The sequence below is a fragment of the Enterococcus sp. C57 genome (assembly GCF_040887305.1).
GTDB lineage: Bacteria > Bacillota > Bacilli > Lactobacillales > Enterococcaceae > Enterococcus_B > Enterococcus_B hirae.
In genome coordinates this window covers 340,442-360,621 of sequence record NZ_JBFOFP010000004.1, presented here as the reverse complement: position 1 = coordinate 360,621, position 20,180 = coordinate 340,442, and the positions used below count along the sequence as shown (strand labels likewise).

The following is a 20,180-nucleotide window of genomic DNA, read 5'->3' as shown; positions in this document are numbered from 1 at the left end:
TCATTTTTTCTTATTTATCTTTTCTTGTTCCTATTTTGTAGTTTAATGTAACAGCATTTCTTGCGCAATTTCTTGCCCACTCATCTCTACTGGATAAAAAGTTGGCCAATGATCCATTTCTGCCAGTAAACTTTCTTGACTTTCATTCCCTAAATAGATATGAAAATGTTCCGAATCTGTTGGTGCAATCGAATGATCACTGAATTGTACATATCGATAAGCGCCACTTTCTGCCTCTACTGCTTCAAATAAGTAGCGTACGCCTCGATTTCCTGCAGCGTAATTCAAAACTCTTTTACCTGCATATCGGTAAGATGATTGCTTCGTCTCACCATTTTTAAAAGTAAATGCCATTCGATCTCCGTCAATCTTGATCTTTTCGACATCCGTCTGGTATCCGACGGTATAATAATCCTTGTACTCTTTTGCTGATTTTTTTGGATCGATTTTTGCCTTATACTCAAATACGGGATCTAAGGTTCCATCAGCTAAATAGTTATCGACCGTTTGCCATTGCCCTTTCCAATCGGACAATTTGCGGTCTTTCACAGCTGAATCTTCAAAGTAACCATTATATACATTTTTTTCTTTTTCTGGTGTCAGTGTGGCTTCCAGTGGATTCACTGTATCTGTCGTTTTTTGTAATGACTTGAGGTTTTCTTTCATTATGGTTAAGTAGTTTTCACCATTTGCAAGTTGTTCTTTCGTTAAACCTTCTAGAGGATTCAAGACAGCCAAAGAAACGCCGGCTTCATTTGCTAGAGTTCTAGCGATACTGTCTTTTGCATTTTCTTCGAAATAAATATATTTGATCCCATGATCTTTTACAAACTGTTTTAATTCAGCAATTCTTGCGGCTGAAGGCTCCTCACTTGAGGATAAGCCAGCTATTGACACTTGATTCAGTCCATACTCTAATGCCAAATAGTTGAATGCGGCATGTTGGGTAACAAAAGATTTTTGTTTTGCTTTACTTAAGGTATCCTGATAACTCTGATGAAGTTCTTGTAATTTTTCTAAATAATTCTCCGCATTTTTAGTAAAGGCTTCTTTTTTATCGGGGTATTTTGTGATCAGTTGATCCCTTATACTTTTTACTTGTTTCATTGCTAAACTTGGAGCTAACCAAACATGCGGGTCTAATTCATGAGAATGCCCTGCTTCGCCATGACTATGGTCATGTCCTTCTTCACTACCCGGTAACAACAACATCCCTTCAGTCGCTTTGACTGCTAACACATTCCCCTCTTTCAATGTGTTTTGGATTGCTGGTACCCAGGTTTCCATATTTTCGTTGTTATAGACAAAGACATCCGCATTTTGAATTTTTGCCATATCTTTTGCTGACGGCTCATAGTCGTGTGAATCTGTCCCAGCAGGAATCAATAACTCAACTTCTCCTTCATCTCCCACTACTTCTTTCGTGAAATCATACATTGGATAAAAAGTCGTCATCACCTGCAATTTTTCTTTTTTGTTCGAGGCTTCTTGTTGATTGCCACAACTGGCAAGTATACAAACAGTAACTACTATCCCTAATAAATAAACCAAACGCTTCATTTGACGACACTCCTTCATCTTCTTTCATTTTACGATTAAAGTTACCAAATCGTAATCTTTACGTTTTAGCAACAGGATTTAATTTATCATATCGCTAAATAAATAGTCAAGCGTTTTCTTAAAACTATTTCTTTTTATTTTCTAGCCATTTCTGAACAGTATCATTTTCTTTTTGTCACTAGTTCCGACTATAATAAGATAAATCAGCTTGACGTTCCCGATAGGTAAAAAACAATTTCCTTTTACTTTTATCTTGAACTTAGAGCGATTTAGTACATTGAAAGGAGTAATAAATTGAAGAATAATTCTAAAGATCAGTCACGTCTGATACGTTTTCTAGGAGGAACGACTTCTTATTATGTATTAGGGTTGTTGATTATGTTAGCTTTAGTGATCTACTTTTTTCAGCAGATCGGTTTTATTTTTAAACCATTTTTTGTGATTTTTGCGACGACACTCGCCCCAGTACTATTTGCGTTAGTTTTATATTATTTACTAGACCCGTTGATCAAACGTTTGAGCCGAAAACTATCTAGAAATTTATCTGTTACTATCGTTTATGTCATTATTTTATTTTTGATCGGCTTAGGGAGTGTTTGGTTAGTTCCTTTCTTGGAGCAACAAGCCAAAACACTAATGACTAGTTTTCCTGATTTGTTCAACGATTTTATACAAACTTTGAAAAACTTCCTAGCGCAAACACCTTTTGCGGACACATTCGATCAATTCTTTTCATCGATTGATGATTGGACATCTAATTTTGCCTCGTTTATTGGCGATTATTGGGAAAGTGGCGCACAAAGTATCGGGAATATCTTTTCAGCAGTAACATCTACCTTTATTACATTGTTTACTGGTCCAATCATTGCGTTCTTCTTATTAAGAGATCCTCAGAAATTTTATCAAGCTGTGTTAGGGATCGTACCACCCAAGTTCCGTACAGATTTTCGGACATTGACTAAAATTGCCAATCAACAATTAGGTGATTTCTTAAAAGGGCAAATCATTGCTTCTTTCATCTTAGGAGCTGTCTATTGGGTCACATTTTTATTGATCGGCTTAGAATTTGCAAGCATACTAGCAATCGCAGCAGGGATTTTATGTATCATTCCTTACATTGGACCATTTATTGCCTTCTTTCCTGGATTGTTTATTGCTTTCCAAGATTCGACATTCATGGCAATTAAGTTTGTTTTGGTCTGGTTCATCGTCCAATTACTTCATGGGGACTTAGTTATCCCTCGAGTTATGGGCAATCGCCTTCAAGTCCATCCAATCACTATTTTGATTGTTTTATTAGTGATGGGTGATTTACTAGGACTCATGGGTGTAATTTTTGGGATCCCTATCTACACACTGATCAAATTATTGGTTGTCTTTACTTTTAAAAAGTTCAAACAACGCTACAACAAGTATTATGGCGATCAGGGTGTCTACCAAAAAGCAGAATTTTCGGAAAAAGACTACTTTGAAAAAGAGTAAAGAAAGTCTGGAACACCTCTCAAAAAAACGAGGTACTAGGGCGATCAAGCTTATTTTTTCTTACTGAAGAAGACTATTGTCCCAGTCTCTACTAAACAGACCTTTGTTCCTGTTTCTATGTAAAACAACAAGAGCTGCAATCCACATTTAGGAGTGCAGCTCTTCTTTTGTATGCTCATCAATCGCATAAAATGATTGGGGTTTTTAATTTATATCGATTCAATGACTAAGTGATTCCGTTTATTGAAGTGACCTGTTACTGAAATAGTATAATTGCCTTCTTCCAAAATAAGCAATTTATCCGTTATTTCTATATTGACCACTGATTGATTGGTTCAGGGCTCATTGGTAATGTAAATCGCACAAGCAATGGCTGTGTCTTGATTTCCTGAATTTTACCGAGTAAAACAATAGATTATTCCATCACGATCACCTCGCTAAAATTATAGAAAAAACAACTAAAATCGAGAATTTTTAGTCAATTTTAGATATGCTAATAATAATCAAGACAGTAAAGTTTGTGACGGTGGCTATCCGATTGAAAGTGAGGTGGTGCGTATGTGCGTACTTCCAAAATCTTACAGAAAGGAGAAGCCTTTTGCCTGTTGAAACGGCGCTAGGATTAATGATTGGTTTCGGTTCTTTAATCGCAACAATCATTTTTGGAATCTTGGCAGTTGTAAACAACAATCAAAAAAAATAACCGTCAGCTTTAGCCGGTCGACGATTATTTTTCAAAAATAATATTAAACTGGTCACCGTCTTAAACGGTGCTGTTAAGGGAGTTGTTAGCGCAACTCCTCTTTTCGTATTCATTATATCAACTTTATTGAACTTTTACAATCAGAATGGGAAATCATCATTGCTAATATCATTGTCCATCCAATGGATTTTGTGAAGCGTTAAATCCACTGTTATTAGTCATCGTTGTTTCATGTTGTTCAAAGGTGGTTGTGATTGGACTCGTGGCAGGTTGATCAGTGTGTGCGGCTTTCTTGTCGCTGCTTTACTTTCTAATGTACACATTCCGGTATTCATCATTTATCTCAACCTGTTTGAATTTTGAGCGTATCTTAAATCAAGAAAACTGAGACATTGATCAGATTTTTTCTAATCAATGCCCCAGTTTTTAGACTTACATGAATTTATTTTTCCTTAGTTTACAGAAACTGTTTGGTTTTCAGCCAATAAGTTGCCACTTCCATCATAGAAATTCATTGTCACTTGGTCATCAGCTTTGATTAGGTCTGGCTTCACATAATAACTGATTGCCCCATCCTTAAAGCTCCCACCTTTACTGATCAGTTTACCATTGACAAACAAGTGCCCTTGGTGAACTTGGGTATCAGAACCATAGGCTCCTTTGATCGTTTGTGTGCCAAGTTTATAAGTCAATTCGTTGATTTCAGCTGTTGGTGTTTGAATAGTGACATCAATCTCTGATCCTGGAATTTGCTGTCCTCGATTGTTGGCACCCATCAAGACTACTTGATCATCTTCTGACACTTTAAGGTTTCCTACATAATAACTGAACTTGCCATCTTTGAAGCTGCCGCCTTGACTAACTTTTTCGCCATTGACCAACAAGATTCCTTGGTAAACATCGCCTGTGTAGTTTCCTTCGATCACTGTACTGATTCCCACACGATGGGCTTCTGTTAATTGACCCAGTTGTTCTCCTATAGTCACTGGTTGTGGGTCCCCTAGTGGTGTATCGAATTTATCATAGCCTTGAATCGTTGCTTGATCCCCTGCTTTGATGATTTGAGAGTTCACATAATAGCTAAACTTACCATCTTTATAGGTTCCGCCCCAGCTGATTACTTCCCCATTCACTACTAGTTTTCCTTTATGGATATCCCCCGTGTAAGTTCCAGTAATGGTTGAATCACCTAGCTTATAAGTGTCCACCTGATCAATTGATCCTGAAGATTCGGAAATCACTTCAATCTCTTTGGAATCTATCAATTCCTTCTCTTTGTTGTAGCCATCTAATACGACTTTGTCGCCGACTTTTAATTTGCCAACACCGACATAATAGCTGAATTGACCATCTTTGAAGCTACCGCCCCAGCTGACAACTTTGCCATTAACGGTTAATCGGCCGAGAGACATATCCCCTGTGTAGGTTCCAGTAATATTGACATCTCCTACATGATATTCTTGTGGTTTCAACTCACTTTTAACTAGTTCTGCCACATAAGTTCCTGCCGTTAAATCCCCAGTGCCGTAATTTGTCATAAAGTCAGCAGGTGAATAGCCTTTGGACTGACCATCTTCACGAATCCAATTTCCTGTCAGCTGATCTCCATCGTTCAATGCTTTCGGTGCTGATAAACCAGTGTCTCCAACCGCTTTAAAGTGATCGCCTAGTGTTAATTTAGCAAGAGGTGTATTCTTAAACATACTTCTCATCGTTGTTACTTTGCTAGTGTCAAAGCTACTTACATCTAGACTTGTTACGCTGCTTATATTGTAAAACATATTCTCCATAGTTGTTACATTACTGGTATCAAAACCACTTACATCTAAACTTGTTACGCTACTCAGACCATAAAACATAGATTGCATAGCTGTTACGTTGCTGGTATCCAGTTGACTTAACCCTTCGATTTCAGTTACATTCATAAGGTTACCTTTACTGATACTTCCAGTAAATAATAAATTAGCATTTTCTGGAGCAACTACTTTTCCAGACAAGACAATTTTCTTGATGGCTTTAATATCTACTTTGTCGCTGTTCCATGGTGATTCTTCATAGCCACTTAACTCACCTGCTTCGATCGTCAATACTCCTGTGTTTTCATCAAAAGTATACGGACTGGTACCCCACGTGCCTGTTTCAACGGAAACATACGTGCCCGCAGTCAAGTCACCAGTGCCATAGTTTTTCATGAAATCTGCTGCTGAATAAAACGTCCCTTTGCCATCTTCTCTCATCCAAGCAGAAGTAAGACTTGCGTTTTTTCCATCTGTTTCTACAAATTTAAATGTATCTCCTAGAATTAATTTCTTAAGTGGAGTACCAGCAAACATATTACCCATATCTGTTACTTTGCTAGTGTCAAAGCTGCTTACATCTAGACTTGTTACGCTACTCATATTGCGAAACATATTACTCATATCTTTTACGTTACTGGTATCAAAGCCACTTACATCTAGACTTGTTACACTACTTAGTCCGCAAAACATCCAACTCATATTTTTTACTTTACTGGTATCCAGTTGACTTAACCCTTCGATTTCAGTTACATTCGTAAGTTCATGATTAGTGTCATTTCCACTAAATAAGATTAAAGACTCTTCTGGAGCAACTACTTTTCCAGACAAGACAATTTTCTTGATGGCTTCACTATCTACTTTATTACTGCTCCATGGCGATTCTTTATAGCCACTTAACTCACCTGCTCCGATTGTTAACGTTCCTGTATCTTCATCAAACATATACGGACTAGTACCCCACGTGTCTGTTTCAACGGAAACATACGTGCCAGCAGTCAAATCACCAGTGCCATAGTTGTTCATGAAATCTGCTGCTGAATAAAACGTCCCTTTGCCATCTTCTCTCATCCAAGCAGAAGTAAGAGCTCCTTGTCCTCCTACAAATTTAAAGGTATCTCCTAGAATTAATTTCTTAAGTGGAGTCTTATAAAACATATTACTCATAGATGTTACTTTGCTAGTGTCAAAATTGCTTAAATCTAGACTTGTTACGCTACTCAGACCGTAAAATGCAGCATTCATATTTGTTACGTTACTGGTATCCAGTTGACTTAACCCTTCAATTTCAGTTACATTCGTAAGGTCCTTACCAACGGTATTTGTAGTAAATAAGTATTTAGAATTTTCTGGAGCAACTACTTTTCCCGACAAGACAATTTTTTTGATTACTTCAAGACCCACTGTTCCGCTGTTCCATGGTGATTCTTCATAGCCACTTAACTCACCTGCTTCGATCGTCAATGTCCCTGTGTTTTTATCAAAATTATACGGACTGGTGCCCCACCATCCTGTAGCAGAAACATACGCGCCAGCAGTCAAATCACCGGTGCCATAGTTTTTTATGAAATCATCTGCTGTATAAGCCTTTCCTTTGCCATCTTCTCGCTTCCAAGCAGAAGTAAGAGCTCCAGTTCCATTTACAAATTTAAATGTATCTCCTAGAATTAATTTCTTAAGTGGAGTATCAGCAAACATATAAGACATAGATGTTACTTTGCTAGTGTCAAAATTGCTTACATCTAGACTTGTTACGCTATTCATACCTCTAAACATATAACCCATATCTTTTACTTTACTGGTATCAAAGCCACTTACATCTAAACTTGTTACACTGCTCATATTGCGAAACATATAACCCATATCTGTAGCTTTACTAGTATCAAAGCTACTTACATCTAAACTTGTTACACTGCTCATACCATAAAACATATACCTCATAGTTGTTACGTTACTGGTATCCAGTTGACTTAACCCTTCAATTTCAGTTACATTCGTAAGGTCCTTACCAGGGGTACTTGTACTAAATAAGTATCTAGAATCTTCCGGAGCAACTACTTTTCCAGACAAAACAATTTTCTTGATTGCTTCAAGATCCACTGTTCCGCTGTTCCAAGGTGATTCTTCATAGCCACTTAACTCACCTGCTCCGATCGTCAACGTTCCTGTGTTTTCATCAAAATTATACGGACTGGTACCCCACCATCCTGTAGCAGAAACATACGTGCCAGCAGTCAAGTCACCGGTGCCATAGTTGTCCATGAAATCTTCTGCTGTATAAGCCTTTCCTTTGCCATCTTCTCGCTTCCAAGCAGAAGTAAGACCTGCTTTTCCGTAAAATGCTTCTACAAATTTAAAGGTATCTCCTAGAATCAATTTCTTAAGTGGAGTATTAGCAAACATATACTCCATATCTGTTGCGTTACTGGTATCAAAGCCACTTAAATCTAAACTTGTTAAGCTGCTCATCTCGTTAAACATATACTCCATATTTGTTACGTTACTGGTATCAAAGCCACTTAAATCTAAACTTGTCATGTTTCTCATACCCTTAAACATAGACTCCATATTTGTTACGTTACTGGTATTCAGCTGACTAAACCCTTCGATTTCAGTTGCATTCATAAGGTAATAACCAGAAAATAGGCTTTTAGAATCTTCTGGAGCAACTACTTTCCCAGACAAGACTATTTTCTTGATGGCTTTAGGATCTACTTTTTTGTTTCCGTACCATGGCGATTCTTTATAGCCACTTAACTCACCTGCTCCGATTGTCAATACTCCTGTGTTTTCATCAAAAGTATACGAGCTGGTACCCCATGTGCCTGTTATCTCGGAGGCAGCTGCCACGTTCGATTTTTGCGCTACTTTTGGCGCTTCAGCAGTTGGATTGGTTGCATCCCCTTCACTTTCGGCAGTCGGTGCTGTTGCTTGTTCCTGGGTGTCGTCAGTTGTTTCATCCGTTGCTTCATCGGTTGGTGCTAATGAATCACTAGCTGTAGTGGTTGAATCCGTTGGGTTTACTAACGGATCTGTGACGTTTTGTATCGTTTGATCGATGACTTCTTTTGCTTCATTCGCCTGTGTTTGTTCAGTAGCAGTTTCAGCTGTTGGTGACAAAGTATCCGCTAATGCCATCGTTGGTGCGATCCCAGTATTTCCCATCACCCCAGCCACCGCAAACATCGTTAATAGCTGTTTTTTACGTTTTGCTGTTAATTTTTTCTTACTCATATTTACTCCTTTTTTGCTCTTATTTTTGATCATTACTTTCTCGTCAATACCACTTCATCAGCTTTAGGTGTTTCCCCTGTTTTCAATTGATGTCTCTTTCCAATGTCCATTTTGTTACCGAAGCTGACAAAATCGTATGAATCATCTCCCCTGCAACATTTATTTTACTTGTTCTAATTAAGCATAAACGCTCAATATTCCCAATTAATATTCTTGAATTTTGATCGTTTACCATAACTTTTTTTGTATATATTTCTTTCATTGATCGAGGAAATCAATCAAGCTTCTTCTACTACTTATCATCTGAAGAAATATTTCACCTACATGTTACGCTTTATGTAAAGGTTAATAGGTAAAAGAAAAAGAGAGTGAGACAATAGTCAGAAAAAAATCTGATTATTGCCCCGCTCTCTTTTTTATTACATTTTTAAAGCTACTTTCAAATGTTGTTTGCTATAATTAAAAAAAGGCCTTTAAGGAGAACTAAATAATGCTTTTAATTAAATTTATGCTTACTTTAATATATTATGGTAGTTTTATCTATACAGTCTACAAAGTCAGGCAGATCCAACAGGAGTATTCAGATATCATGGCTCTATATAAACAAGAAAGAGAGCGTACTTTTCCAAACCTAACTGAACAAGAACAAAAGAAACGAAAAAAAGCAATCTCACAATATTATGAAAAAAAGGATCCTTCTTTTGCTCTAAAAAGAAAATTTTCATTTATCATTTATGTTATTGTCTTTTTTATTTTGGAACGTGTTATTCGCTGCTTTTTCCCTATTGAAGACGTTCCTAAAAATTTGAATTATATAATTCCCTATTTGGGAATAGCCCTTACCATCAGTGCTGTTACAGGTTTTTACTTAATTAAATCCAAAAAAAAGGAACGCGAAATATTTAAACAGTATTTAATAGACCATCCCAAAAACGAATTACAATTTGTTTGGGTTTCAGAAAAACTTCAGGCAAGTTTTATGCAAAATACAAATAAAAGATTTATAGTCCATCTTACACTAGGTCTATTAATGATATTGTATCCTCTTTTTTCTTAGATAAGAGCATACATTAAATGGTTATTGCTTCCATCATATTCTTTGATTTGCGATACTCAATTTTATCATTACTCAATCGATTTTTTCATGATTCTTTCTTCTTATCTCACATTTGTTTTTAGACAAAATAAAAACGACCTTAATTCAATAAATCATGGATTAAGGGTCGAATGTTTTCCCACTAGCTGATGGTCCATTAAAAATTCAATTTTCTTTCAAAATATCTCGTATAAAATTTTATCTGCAACCGATTCATCGTTTTTTTCAAAACAGTTGCTCATAAGGACATCAGTAATTTGTTAAACTCATGAAAGTTTTTTATTACTTTAGAAACAAAGATCATGCTCAGTTACTATCGGCTCATCGTTTACCAATTTGTGTTTTTTGCTCTTGATCTTTTATTTACTGGATCAACAGGGCGATCGCTTGATAAGGCCTTAGGGTCAATTCCTCTTGGATAAGAGTATTGGCATAATTGCTGATAAGCGGTTGGGCACTAGCAAATTCTTCTGGGATCGTTATGGTCGTTTCATTTTCGTAAAAATTAGTTAAAACCAATAATTTTTGTCCGTCTAATTGTCTTAAATAACCGTATACTTGAGGATGATCGGGTTCATAAGCTTGATAGTCCCCTGATGCAATTACAGGATATTGTTTTCGCAATTGAATCAATTTTTTGTAGTATGCGAAAATCGATTGTTCAGATGTACGTTCTTGTTCTACATTGATGACCTCATGATTTGCTGCTAAACCTAACCAAGGTGTTCCTGTGGTAAAGCCAGCTGTTTCATCGCTTGTCCATTGCATCGGTGTCCGAGCGTTATCTCTGGATTTCGCCTTGATTCGCCGAAAAGCTTCTTCTTCCGAGAAGGATTGGTTCAGCATTTCTTGGTAAGCATTTAAACTTTCTACATCGACGTAATCATCGATATGCTGAAAGTCTGGATCGATCATCCCAATTTCTTCCCCCATATAAATATAAGGCGTCCCACGATTCAAATGGATCATCGTCGCTAACATTTTAGCCCCTTCTGTGCGGTATTTATCAATTGCTACAAAGCGGTTGAGGGCTCTTGGCTGGTCGTGGTTATTTAAGAACAACGCATTCCAGCCATTTCCTTTACTCATCGCTTCGCCCCATGTATGGAACAGACTTTTTAAAGCTTCAAAATCAAAAGGTGGCGTACTCCATTTGTTTCCATTTTCGTAATCAACCTTCAAATGATGAAAATTGAACACCATCGAAAGCTCATTCCGACTTGGTTCCGTATACAAAATACAATTTTCAATCGTCGTTGAACTCATTTCTCCAACTGTGATGATTTCTGGATCTTGTCCAAAAGTTTCCCGATTTAATCGTTGAAGATACGTATGAGTAATCGGCTTGTCAGTATATTCTGCTTTTCCTTGGTTCTCTGCATTATTTTTGAGTTCTTCATCTTTCCCGATCACGTTGATCACATCAAAGCGAAAGCCTTTGACCCCTTTAGACATCCAAAAACGAACAACTTTGAACAACTCTGTTTGCACTGCTTCATTTCGCCAATTTAAATCTGCTTGTGTTTGATCATAGAGATGTAAATAATACTTACCCGTATCTCCAAAAGGCGCCCATGCATTACCACCAAATTTAGATACCCAATCGGTTGGCTCATCTCTTAGAATAAAAAAATCTTGGTAAAAACGATCGCCAGCTAAAGCTTTTTGAAACCATTCGTGTTCTATTGAGACATGGTTTAAAACCATATCAAGCATAATCTCTATATTATAGCTCTTTGCTTGTGTGACTAGTTCTTCAAATTCTTCCATCGTTCCAAATAGTGGATCAATCGCTACATAATCAGAAATATCATAGCCATTATCTTTTTGTGGACTCGGATAAATGGGGTTCAACCAAATCATATCGACCCCTAGTTCATGCAGATAAGGTAATTTTTCTTTGATCCCTTTTAAATCGCCAATCCCGTCACCATTACTATCACGATAAGATTTAGGATAAATTTGATAAACTACTTTCTCATTAAACGACATCCTCATTCGCCTCCAATCAGCTATTATTCCAACTTATATATACAAGTTTACAAATCCTATTATAAAGGAAAAGGAAGCGTTTATCAAGGACTGAGCTAAGTCCTCTAATAGGAAGACCTCACCCATTATAAACTGTCGCACATCCAACAAATTGGCATAACAAAACCTGCGTATCATTTTCCCTACACCAAATTTTCTTTTCATCAACCAGTTACCTAATAAAAAAACTTCTTGCAAAAGTCTACTCAACTTTTAGCAAGAAGCTTTTTTTATTCGTTTGATTTCAAAGCATCAATCATATTGATGTGTTTTAGTTTGAAGTGGGTCACCACCATGACGATAACTGTAAAGACAATAGTCAAAACAGCAGAAAGAGCATATGCTTTCCAAGTGATCACTAATGGGAAGATCACCGTCTCCATTGAAGCCTGTTGTAAAATAAAGTCAGTTAGGACGTAGCCGATGCCAAATCCACCTACAATACCAACTAAAGTAAAAATAATATTCTCCCTCACAATATACATCGTTACTTCTTTATCAAAAAAGCCTAGTACTTTGATCGTTGATAATTCCCGCACTCGTTCAGAAATATTGATATTGGTTAAATTATACAACACGATAAACGCTAACAGCCCTGATAAAACGACAAAAATCACAACGATTGAATCGAGGTTCGCAAGTGATTCTTCTTGGGTTTCCATTTGTTTCGAAACAAAAGACGTATTTGTTACTGCATTGGTTCCCAATAGCTTTTCTGACAAAGCATTCTCTTGTTTTTTAGACATTGGGTCAGCTTGAACTAAATAAGCATTTGTAGAAGCTTCGTTTCCTGATACTTTTTGATAATAGGCAGGGCTCATATAAACAAAGTTTCCTAAATAGTTTTGAGCAATGGCTTTCACCGTAACCGATAACTCTTTTTGGTCATCCGTGTACAATGAAAGGCGGTCTCCTTCAGATACATCAAACAGTTCGGCAGCTTTTTGTGTGAGGACGATTCCTGAATCATTCAACTCCATGTTACGTCCTTTTAATGAGATCAAGTGAATAAACGGTGATAGACCTTTTGACGTTTCCGGTATGATCATCGTAACGCTTTGAGTCGCTTGTCCTTGTTGCCGAAGCTCGATCGTTTGCATGTTTACTGCTAGCAAATCAGTAATTTTCGGATCGGATTCTAACTGTTCCTTTGCTTTTGTTTCACTGTTTTCTGTTTCTCCATCTAAAGTGACAATTGCTTGGTAATTCGTAATTGGGCCAAATTGTTTATCAGAAACAGAGCTTAAAGAGTCTTTCAATCCTACGCCTGCTACCATTAAACCAGCACAACCAGCAATCCCAACGATTGCCATAAACATTCTGGATTTATAACGGAACAGATTTCGATAACTGATTTTCTGATTAAAGCTTAATCTTGACCACAGTGGTGTGATATATTCCAATAATATTCTTTTGCCTGGTTTTGGCGCTTTGGGTTGTAATAAAGCTGCCGGTCTTTCTCTTAAATCTTTGAATAAGACAATCATCGCTGCACCAAATGCAGCGATAAAAAACGCCACTGCCGCTTGTAAAATCGGAGACCAATCATAAAAAATGACTGCTGATCCGATATCATAGCGTTCATTCGATAGTTCAAAAATAATTCTTGGTAATAGATTGGTTCCTAAGACGGTTCCTAAAATAATTCCTAGACCAGAAGCTAAACTTGCATAAATAGCATATTTTTTTGCAATTTCAAATTTAGTATAGCCTAATGCTTTCAACGTACCGATTTCTCGTCGGTTTTCTTCGACCATCCGTGTCATCGTCGTAAAAGTGATCAATGCTGCAATAAAGAAGAAGAAAACAGGAAAAACATTAGCAATGGCTGCGATCCGTTCAGCTAAATCACCAAATTCTTGAAAGCCCACATTATCTGAACGCTCTTGGAAACGATAGGTTGGTTTTTCCAAACGATTGATCTTTTCTTCATTTTCGGTAATTTGGGCCTGTGCATCATTCAGTTTTTCTTGTTGTTCAGCGACTTGCTTTTCTTGCTCAGCTAGCTGTGCTTCTTGCGTAGCTAGTTCATTAGTTGCTACTGTTCGTTGTACTTCAGGCAATTGTTCGATCATTGAACGTTGTTGCTCTAGTTGGGATCTGGCAGCTGCCAATTGACTTTGTGCCAGACTAATTTGTTCTTGACCAGCACTCACCTTTTCTTTTTCTGGTTGTAAAGACTCCTTAGCTTGTTCCCTTAGTTCAGTTAAACGTGCAGCTGGTCGATCTTGGAAAAGTTTCTCCACGCTTTTTTGGTTTTGTGCCATTTTGTCCCGATATTCTTTACTATAAGTATCAAAGAATGAAACATTTTTAAACGTTAAATAAATAACCGATTGAATGTCTGTGTTAAATTCTGTTTCAGGTAAATAAACAAAATAATCGATTGTGCCGTTCCCGACATTGGCAAAACCACGTTCTAAATTATTGATGAAAAGTGGCGATCGTACAAATCCAACAATTTGATAGTCTTTCTTTTTCACGTTGTCAGAATCGATCGTATACGTTTCGCCTATTTTATAGCCTAGACTTTTTGCTTTTTCATCTAGTACGAGTTCGTCTTTATTCTTTGGTAAATGCCCCTCTACTACTTCTAAAAGGTTTTGTTTATTTGATTTTTTATAAGAAAAAACTTGCACAACTTCGTTTTTACTTGAGCTGGAATAATAAAATTGTTTTCCCGTTTCCAGTTGTGCATCAGGGATTTTTTCGGCTCTAGTTACGTCTTGTTCCGTTAAACCACCAGTTGAAATGATTTGTAAATCCGATAGATTGCCTTTTTCAACATAGTGATCCATCGTTTTTTGCATAACCGGCCCCGCCGTTTTAACGCCTACGAATAACAAGGTCCCTAGCAAAATGATCAATACAATGGCAATAAATCTGCCTTTCGATTGTTTGATTTCTCTAGCACTTGCTTTAAGATATGTTTTTGTTTTCATAGCCCCTCCTTACCACACAATCTCATCAATGGTTGAAGGATGATCGTTTGTTTCAATCGAACGGACTTTCGCATCGTTGATATGGATGACACGATCAGCAATTGGTGCTAAGGCAGAATTATGAGTAATGATCAACACCGTATTCCCATGTTCTCTACTCGCATTTTGTAATAACTTCAACACCTGTTTCCCTGTTTCAAAATCCAACGCACCTGTTGGTTCATCACATAGAAGTAATTTCGGATTTTTTGCTAATGCTCGAGCAATGGAAACACGCTGCTGTTCTCCTCCTGAAAGCTGTGAAGGAAAATTGTCCAGCCGATGTGCCAGACCTACTTGTGTCAATACCTCCACTGGATCTAACGCATCTGGTGAAACTTCTGTTGCCAACTCGACATTTTCTTTTGCTGTTAAATTCGGTACCAAATTATAAAATTGAAATACAAATCCGACATCTGTTCGACGATAGGCGGTCAATTGTTTATCGTTGAACTGAGCGATGTCTGTCTGATCAATGATGATTTGCCCTTCATCTGGCTTATCCATCCCGCCTAATATATTAAGAACAGTTGACTTCCCTGCACCACTTGGACCAAGTATAATGACTAGTTCTCCTTTTTTGATCGCAAATGAAATATTATCATTTGCGGTAATCGTTGTTTCTCCCATTTTGTACCGTTTACATTCGTTGATTACTTCTACATAGCTCATCCTTCTTCTCTCATCTCCATCTCTTTACGAATAAAGTCGCTACTTTTTATTTTACCATTGAAATGAATCAGACTAAAGATTTGATAGACGATTCATTGACAAATACAGAAATTATGTTTTACTTACATGGAAAACGATCTATTTATTGAAAGAAGGAAAACCCATGACTACTACAAAATCATCTATTCCACTCGAATTAGCAAAAACAGCTTTTTTACCGATCGATCTCCAAAAAGGAATTGTGAATTCTGGGCAATTATTCCCTTATGATGCAACCACCATCCTCTCAAACAATCAACTGATTGCTGAGCAGTTAAAGCATACACCTGCTTGGAATATACTAGTCAATGTCGATATTACCAGCTTTCAGTATTTGAGTGCTAAAAATGACCGAGCACAAGCAGGTGCTTTTTATACCCCCCCTAAAGAATTTACTGATTTATTACTTGAACCTACCACCAAAGGAACACAAAACACACTCACGATCACTAAACATAATCCAAGTGCTTTTTTTGGAACGTCTTTAGATGCCCAACTTCGTCGAAGAAAGATCGATACGCTCATTCTTTCAGGTGTAGCAACTTCAAACGGTGTCTATGCCACCGCTTTAGATGCTTTTCAACATGGTTACCATGTTATTGTTATCGAAGATGGTTGTAGTGATCGAGATCTAGATCTTCATACGCTCTTTTTTGAAAAAATGTTTCCAAAAACAGCACGAGTGCGTACAACCAAAGAAATCCTTCAAGCAATCGAAGAAGCCAGATAAAGGAACCAAACACGCCTTGTTTTTCATTTACATTGCTGGTTTTCCATGGGAAAATAAAAGTAACCGTTAGATAGGAGTATCAGAATGAAGAAAAAGAAAATAACGATTAAAGACGTGGCAAAACATTCTGGTGTTTCCATTGCCACTGTTTCATTGATTTTAAATGGTAATGAAGAAAAATTCAGCGCTAAAACAGTTGAAAAAGTGCTTGCTTCAAAAGACATTCTCGGCTATCAACCTGACTATGTCGCTCGCCAAATGATTACGAAAGAAACAAAAACGATTGGTGTCCTCGTGCCGGATATCACCAACCCTTTTTTTAATACGCTAATGCGTGGAATTGAAGATGTGTTATACAAACAAAACTTCGTGACGATTTTATGTAACGCTGATTCTGACCATCAAAAAGAAATTGAGTATTTAGCCGAATTAGCACGACGAGGCGTCGATGGGTTTATCATAGCTACTTCCGCTGTTTCGACTACAGCAATCAATGAAAATCTCAAGAAACAAAATCGACCTTTTATTGTGTTGGATCAAAAAAAGGCTGAAGGATTTAGTGATGCGATCAGCACAGATGATTTTCGTGGAGGATACTTGGCTGGTACACACTTACTTTATTTAGGTCACCAATCCATTGCGCTCGTTTATCCACAAAATCCCCCTGAAAACGTCTATCGTAGGATCGAGGGTTTTAAACATGCACTAGATTTTTATCAGCTCTCGCACGACAATTTATTGTTACTACCTACTCATTTTTCTAAAAATGGTGGGTACCAGGTCGTTCCAACGATTCTTAATTCCTCTGCGACCGCAATCTTTGCCTTAAACGACGAGCTCGCTTTTGGTATTTATCGTGGGTTGGAAGAACATGGAAAGAAAATCCCCGAAGATTATAGTGTGATTGGATACGATAATGTGGATATGTGTGAATATGTCAAACCAAAATTAACGACGATCGCTCAACCAATTTTTGAATTAGGTCAATCTGCTGCTCAATTATTATTAGCCCGTATCCAGTCGCCTGAAAAAGAATGGAGCGAAAAATTATTACCAGTAGAATTGAAAAAAAGAGCTTCAACTAAGCGTGTAAGTAGCATTTGTGAATAAATTATGAAGAAAAAAATAAAACATGATGAAGTATTTTTGTGTTTTATTTTTTTTTTGTTTTTTACGGTCGTTATTTTTACAAATATTTTGTAGAAATCTATCTCCTTTGGTACAATTTAAGTAGTATGACCATTTCCCCCAAATTTGTTCTCCCCCAACAAATTAATGGCATGCAGAATAATTAAAATGTTAAAGCGAAGCGACTTATTAGAAAAAAGAATCGTAGCTTATTAATCAAAAAAATCAGATCTTTGTTATGTATTAACAACAGTTGCATGAGCATAGAGACTCGTCACAAGCAAAAAGAAAAGGAGTACCGCATATGAACAAAAATAAAGCAATACGCCTACTTGCTGCATCTTGGCTGATTGCTCCAACGATTTTATCGACTCAAGCTGTTTTTGCAACAGAAAACCAACCAACAACTACAAGTAGCTCACTTGTTTCGGGAAGTGATTCTGTAACTTCAACAGCATCAAGTACAGACACAACTGAATCGTCCACCACAGATTCATCAGCCACAACTGGCTCAACGGGTGAATCATCAACCTCTGATTCATCAACGACTGAAACAGGCGAATCAACGGAGAAACCTGCGGAAGAAGTTGCGACACATACACTGACAGTTAATCCCGAATTACTGGGGAAAATTAAGCTGTCTGTTATCAGTAACGCCCCTCGAGAAGAAAAAGAGTTGACCATCCAACCTAATGGCACGGTCAGTGGGTTGAAAGAAGGAACGAAAGTGTTCTATGAAATCACCCCTCCTAAAGGTGAAAAATTACTTTCTTTCCAAGTAAATGGTGCCCAAGAAGTGAATTATCAAAAAAGATTCTTTGTCGTTGGTGTAATGGATCTATCATTGACTGCTTCATTCAACACACCAACTGTTCCATCTGAAGACTCTTCTACTCAGGATACGACTAATTCAGCTGGAAATACTCAAGATTCTTCTCAAACGACAAAACCTAATGATACAACGAAACCTAGCACAGACAAAAATAAACCAACTGATAGTTCAAAAGAACAATCGAAACCGTCAACGTCAACCAGTAACGATTCAGTTGTTTCAGCGAATACCAATAATTCTTCCAATCACCAAACAAATGACAAAAATAAAGGTCAACAGGCAGGAATTGAAAATCCTGTAGACGGGTCCTCCGATTTTGTCAGCAAAACACCGATTGAAACAACTTTACCAACAAACACGACAGCAGTTCAAAAAGAAATCGTGAAAGAAGCCTATAAATATTTAGGCAGACCCTACGTTTGGGGAGCAAAAGGACCAAGTACATTTGACTGTTCGGGTTTAGCTTATTATGTTTACATGAAAGCCACTGGTCATTATATCGGTGGATGGACAGGCGAACAACAATACGCTGGAACACAGATTCCAGTAGATCAAGCACAACCAGGTGACTTAGTATTCTGGGGACCTTCCTCAGGTGTCACTCACCACGTTGGGATTTATATTGGTAATGGACAATTTATTCATGCCCCTCAACCAGGTGACAAAGTTCGGATTACTTCAATTGCTGATTTCGGACCAGATTTTGCAGTACGTGTCAATATCGCAGGTCTACCAAGCGTGACTGACCAACTGAAAAACCAGTCGATTTTAGATGGTTTAAATGATTCATTCAACTTTACAAAAAATCAAACAACGGATCAGTTTTTGAAAAAAATTGCTACAAGCGCACAAGAAATTGGTCAAAAAGAAGGCATCTACGCTTCTGTTATGATGGCTCAAGCGATTTTAGAAAGTGGTTCTGGCAATAGTTTGTTGGCAAGTGAACCAAACTACAATCTGTTTGGCATCAAAGGAACTTATGAAGGAAAAAGTGTTTTGTTCAATACTTTGGAACAAGACAGCAACGGTGCAAATTACCAAATCCATGCAACCTTCCGTAAATACCCTTCTTATAAAGAAAGCTTAGAAGACTATGCGAAATTGATCAAAGGCGGGTTGTCCAATAACAAAGATTTCTACAAACCAACTTGGAAATCTGAAGCCAAAAGTTATAAAGAGGCAACGAAGTATCTGGAAGGCCGCTATGCTACAGATAAACAATACGCCAAAAAATTGAATGCGATCATTGAATCGTATGATTTAACTAAATACGATGAACCGAAAAAAGAAGATAATAAAGAAACCAAAGTTAAAAATGTTTCAAAACCTTTGGTAGTACCTGTGTCTTGGGATAAGAATGAGATGTCGCTAGTTGATGTAGACACTTGGTCTTTAAAAACAATTAAGAAAAAACCAGAATATCTTTCTACAATGAAAACACCAAATTACTGGGAATTGTACTTGCAACTATCTGCCAGAGAAATTCCAAAAACGACTGTCATTAAAGTCAAAGCCGACACCATTCCTTTATTGAAAAACTTAGCGATCATCCATCCATCATGGAGTAGATTAACTTAAAAAAAGCTATGACAGAAGTGTCTAGCTCTGAAAACAAGCCGGAGATGAGGTTGAGACAAGTTTTGTCTCAGTCTCTTCTCCGGCTTATTCATGTTTAGAGTGAACGTGTGATGTCTCAGATGTTTCTTGTTTTAGCGTACACAAAAAGCACACAACCTTGTAAGATTCAAGTAACGAACAAAAATCAAAGGAGTGTGCCTTTTGTTTAACTATTGGATCGTCCATCAAACCACTTCAGTAATCCATATGGAACAATTTATTCCTCCAGAAGCTGATATTGCCTAGTTCAATACCTCAGATGAACCAATGCTTCTTTTT

General features: G+C 37.3%; 11 protein-coding genes and 1 pseudogene. 6 read left to right on the top strand and 6 right to left on the bottom strand.

Annotated elements, in window-relative coordinates; translation table 11 throughout:
* Window positions 1-42 precede the first annotated feature (42 nt).
* Window positions 43-1,560 carry a zinc ABC transporter substrate-binding protein AdcA gene (locus tag AB5M32_RS07250; protein WP_063626500.1) on the bottom strand — a complete coding sequence of 506 codons (1,518 nt, stop codon included), beginning with the start codon at window positions 1,558-1,560 and terminating at the stop codon, window positions 43-45.
* 294 nt (window positions 1,561-1,854) lie between these two features.
* On the opposite strand from AB5M32_RS07250, the gene AB5M32_RS07245 reads away from it, so the two are divergent.
* Entirely contained in the window at window positions 1,855-3,042 is a 1,188-nt protein-coding gene (locus AB5M32_RS07245) for an AI-2E family transporter (RefSeq protein WP_010720222.1), read from the top strand.
* Between the two features lie 209 nt (window positions 3,043-3,251).
* On the opposite strand, the pseudogene AB5M32_RS07240 reads toward AB5M32_RS07245, so the two are convergent.
* A pseudogene (locus tag AB5M32_RS07240) lies at window positions 3,252-3,454 on the bottom strand (hypothetical protein).
* Window positions 3,455-3,640: 186 nt separating this feature from the next.
* On the opposite strand from AB5M32_RS07240, the gene AB5M32_RS07235 reads away from it, so the two are divergent.
* Complete coding sequence (locus tag AB5M32_RS07235; protein WP_223603620.1) at window positions 3,641-3,745, top strand: putative holin-like toxin; 105 nt, start codon at window positions 3,641-3,643, stop codon at window positions 3,743-3,745.
* A 452-nt stretch (window positions 3,746-4,197) separates the two neighbouring features.
* On the opposite strand, the gene AB5M32_RS07230 is transcribed toward AB5M32_RS07235, so the two are convergent.
* Window positions 4,198-8,775 carry a BspA family leucine-rich repeat surface protein gene (locus tag AB5M32_RS07230; protein ID WP_256736186.1) on the bottom strand — a complete coding sequence of 1,526 codons (4,578 nt, stop codon included), beginning with the start codon at window positions 8,773-8,775 and terminating at the stop codon, window positions 4,198-4,200.
* A 490-nt stretch (window positions 8,776-9,265) separates the two neighbouring features.
* On the opposite strand from AB5M32_RS07230, the gene AB5M32_RS07225 reads away from it, so the two are divergent.
* Entirely contained in the window at window positions 9,266-9,832 is a 567-nt protein-coding gene (locus AB5M32_RS07225) for a hypothetical protein (protein WP_178286889.1), read from the top strand.
* 402 nt (window positions 9,833-10,234) lie between these two features.
* On the opposite strand, the gene treC is transcribed toward AB5M32_RS07225, so the two are convergent.
* The 3 genes from treC to AB5M32_RS07210 form a co-directional block, all read right to left on the bottom strand.
* Window positions 10,235-11,863 (bottom strand): alpha,alpha-phosphotrehalase, encoded by a 1,629-nt coding sequence (gene treC, locus AB5M32_RS07220; protein WP_053766489.1) that lies wholly within the window; start codon window positions 11,861-11,863, stop codon window positions 10,235-10,237.
* 269 nt (window positions 11,864-12,132) lie between these two features.
* Complete coding sequence (locus tag AB5M32_RS07215; RefSeq protein ID WP_207431860.1) at window positions 12,133-14,844, bottom strand: ABC transporter permease; 2,712 nt, start codon at window positions 14,842-14,844, stop codon at window positions 12,133-12,135.
* 9 nt (window positions 14,845-14,853) lie between these two features.
* Window positions 14,854-15,555, bottom strand: a complete 702-nt coding sequence (locus AB5M32_RS07210) for an ABC transporter ATP-binding protein (protein ID WP_010720230.1) — start codon at window positions 15,553-15,555, stop codon at window positions 14,854-14,856.
* A gap of 163 nt (window positions 15,556-15,718) precedes the next feature.
* Between AB5M32_RS07210 and AB5M32_RS07205 the strand changes: the two genes are divergently transcribed.
* The 3 genes from AB5M32_RS07205 (at window position 15,719) to AB5M32_RS07195 (ending at window position 19,862) form a co-directional block, all read left to right on the top strand.
* A complete protein-coding gene (locus AB5M32_RS07205) occupies window positions 15,719-16,324 on the top strand; it encodes a cysteine hydrolase (protein ID WP_207431859.1) in 606 nt (201 codons plus the stop codon).
* 84 nt (window positions 16,325-16,408) lie between these two features.
* Complete coding sequence (locus tag AB5M32_RS07200) at window positions 16,409-17,434, top strand: ribose utilization transcriptional repressor RbsR (RefSeq protein WP_178286893.1); 1,026 nt, start codon at window positions 16,409-16,411, stop codon at window positions 17,432-17,434.
* Window positions 17,435-17,756: 322 nt separating this feature from the next.
* The gene (locus AB5M32_RS07195; protein WP_178286894.1) at window positions 17,757-19,862 is read left to right on the top strand and encodes a glucosaminidase domain-containing protein; all 2,106 of its coding nucleotides are present in this window, start codon (window positions 17,757-17,759) and stop codon (window positions 19,860-19,862) included.
* Window positions 19,863-20,180 lie beyond the last annotated feature (318 nt).

Excerpts from the sequence above, each read along its gene's own strand:
- AB5M32_RS07250 (WP_063626500.1), bottom strand. The coding sequence starts at position 1,560 with ATGAAGCGTTTGGTTTATTTATTAGGGATAGTAGTTACTGTTTGTATA.
- AB5M32_RS07230 (WP_256736186.1), bottom strand. The coding sequence starts at position 8,775 with ATGAGTAAGAAAAAATTAACAGCAAAACGTAAAAAACAGCTATTAACG.
- AB5M32_RS07225 (WP_178286889.1), top strand. The coding sequence starts at position 9,266 with ATGCTTTTAATTAAATTTATGCTTACTTTAATATATTATGGTAGTTTT.
- treC (WP_053766489.1), bottom strand. The coding sequence starts at position 11,863 with ATGTCGTTTAATGAGAAAGTAGTTTATCAAATTTATCCTAAATCTTAT.
- AB5M32_RS07215 (WP_207431860.1), bottom strand. The coding sequence starts at position 14,844 with ATGAAAACAAAAACATATCTTAAAGCAAGTGCTAGAGAAATCAAACAA.
- AB5M32_RS07210 (WP_010720230.1), bottom strand. The coding sequence starts at position 15,555 with ATGAGCTATGTAGAAGTAATCAACGAATGTAAACGGTACAAAATGGGA.
- AB5M32_RS07205 (WP_207431859.1), top strand. The coding sequence starts at position 15,719 with ATGACTACTACAAAATCATCTATTCCACTCGAATTAGCAAAAACAGCT.
- AB5M32_RS07200 (WP_178286893.1), top strand. The coding sequence starts at position 16,409 with ATGAAGAAAAAGAAAATAACGATTAAAGACGTGGCAAAACATTCTGGT.
- AB5M32_RS07195 (WP_178286894.1), top strand. The coding sequence starts at position 17,757 with ATGAACAAAAATAAAGCAATACGCCTACTTGCTGCATCTTGGCTGATT.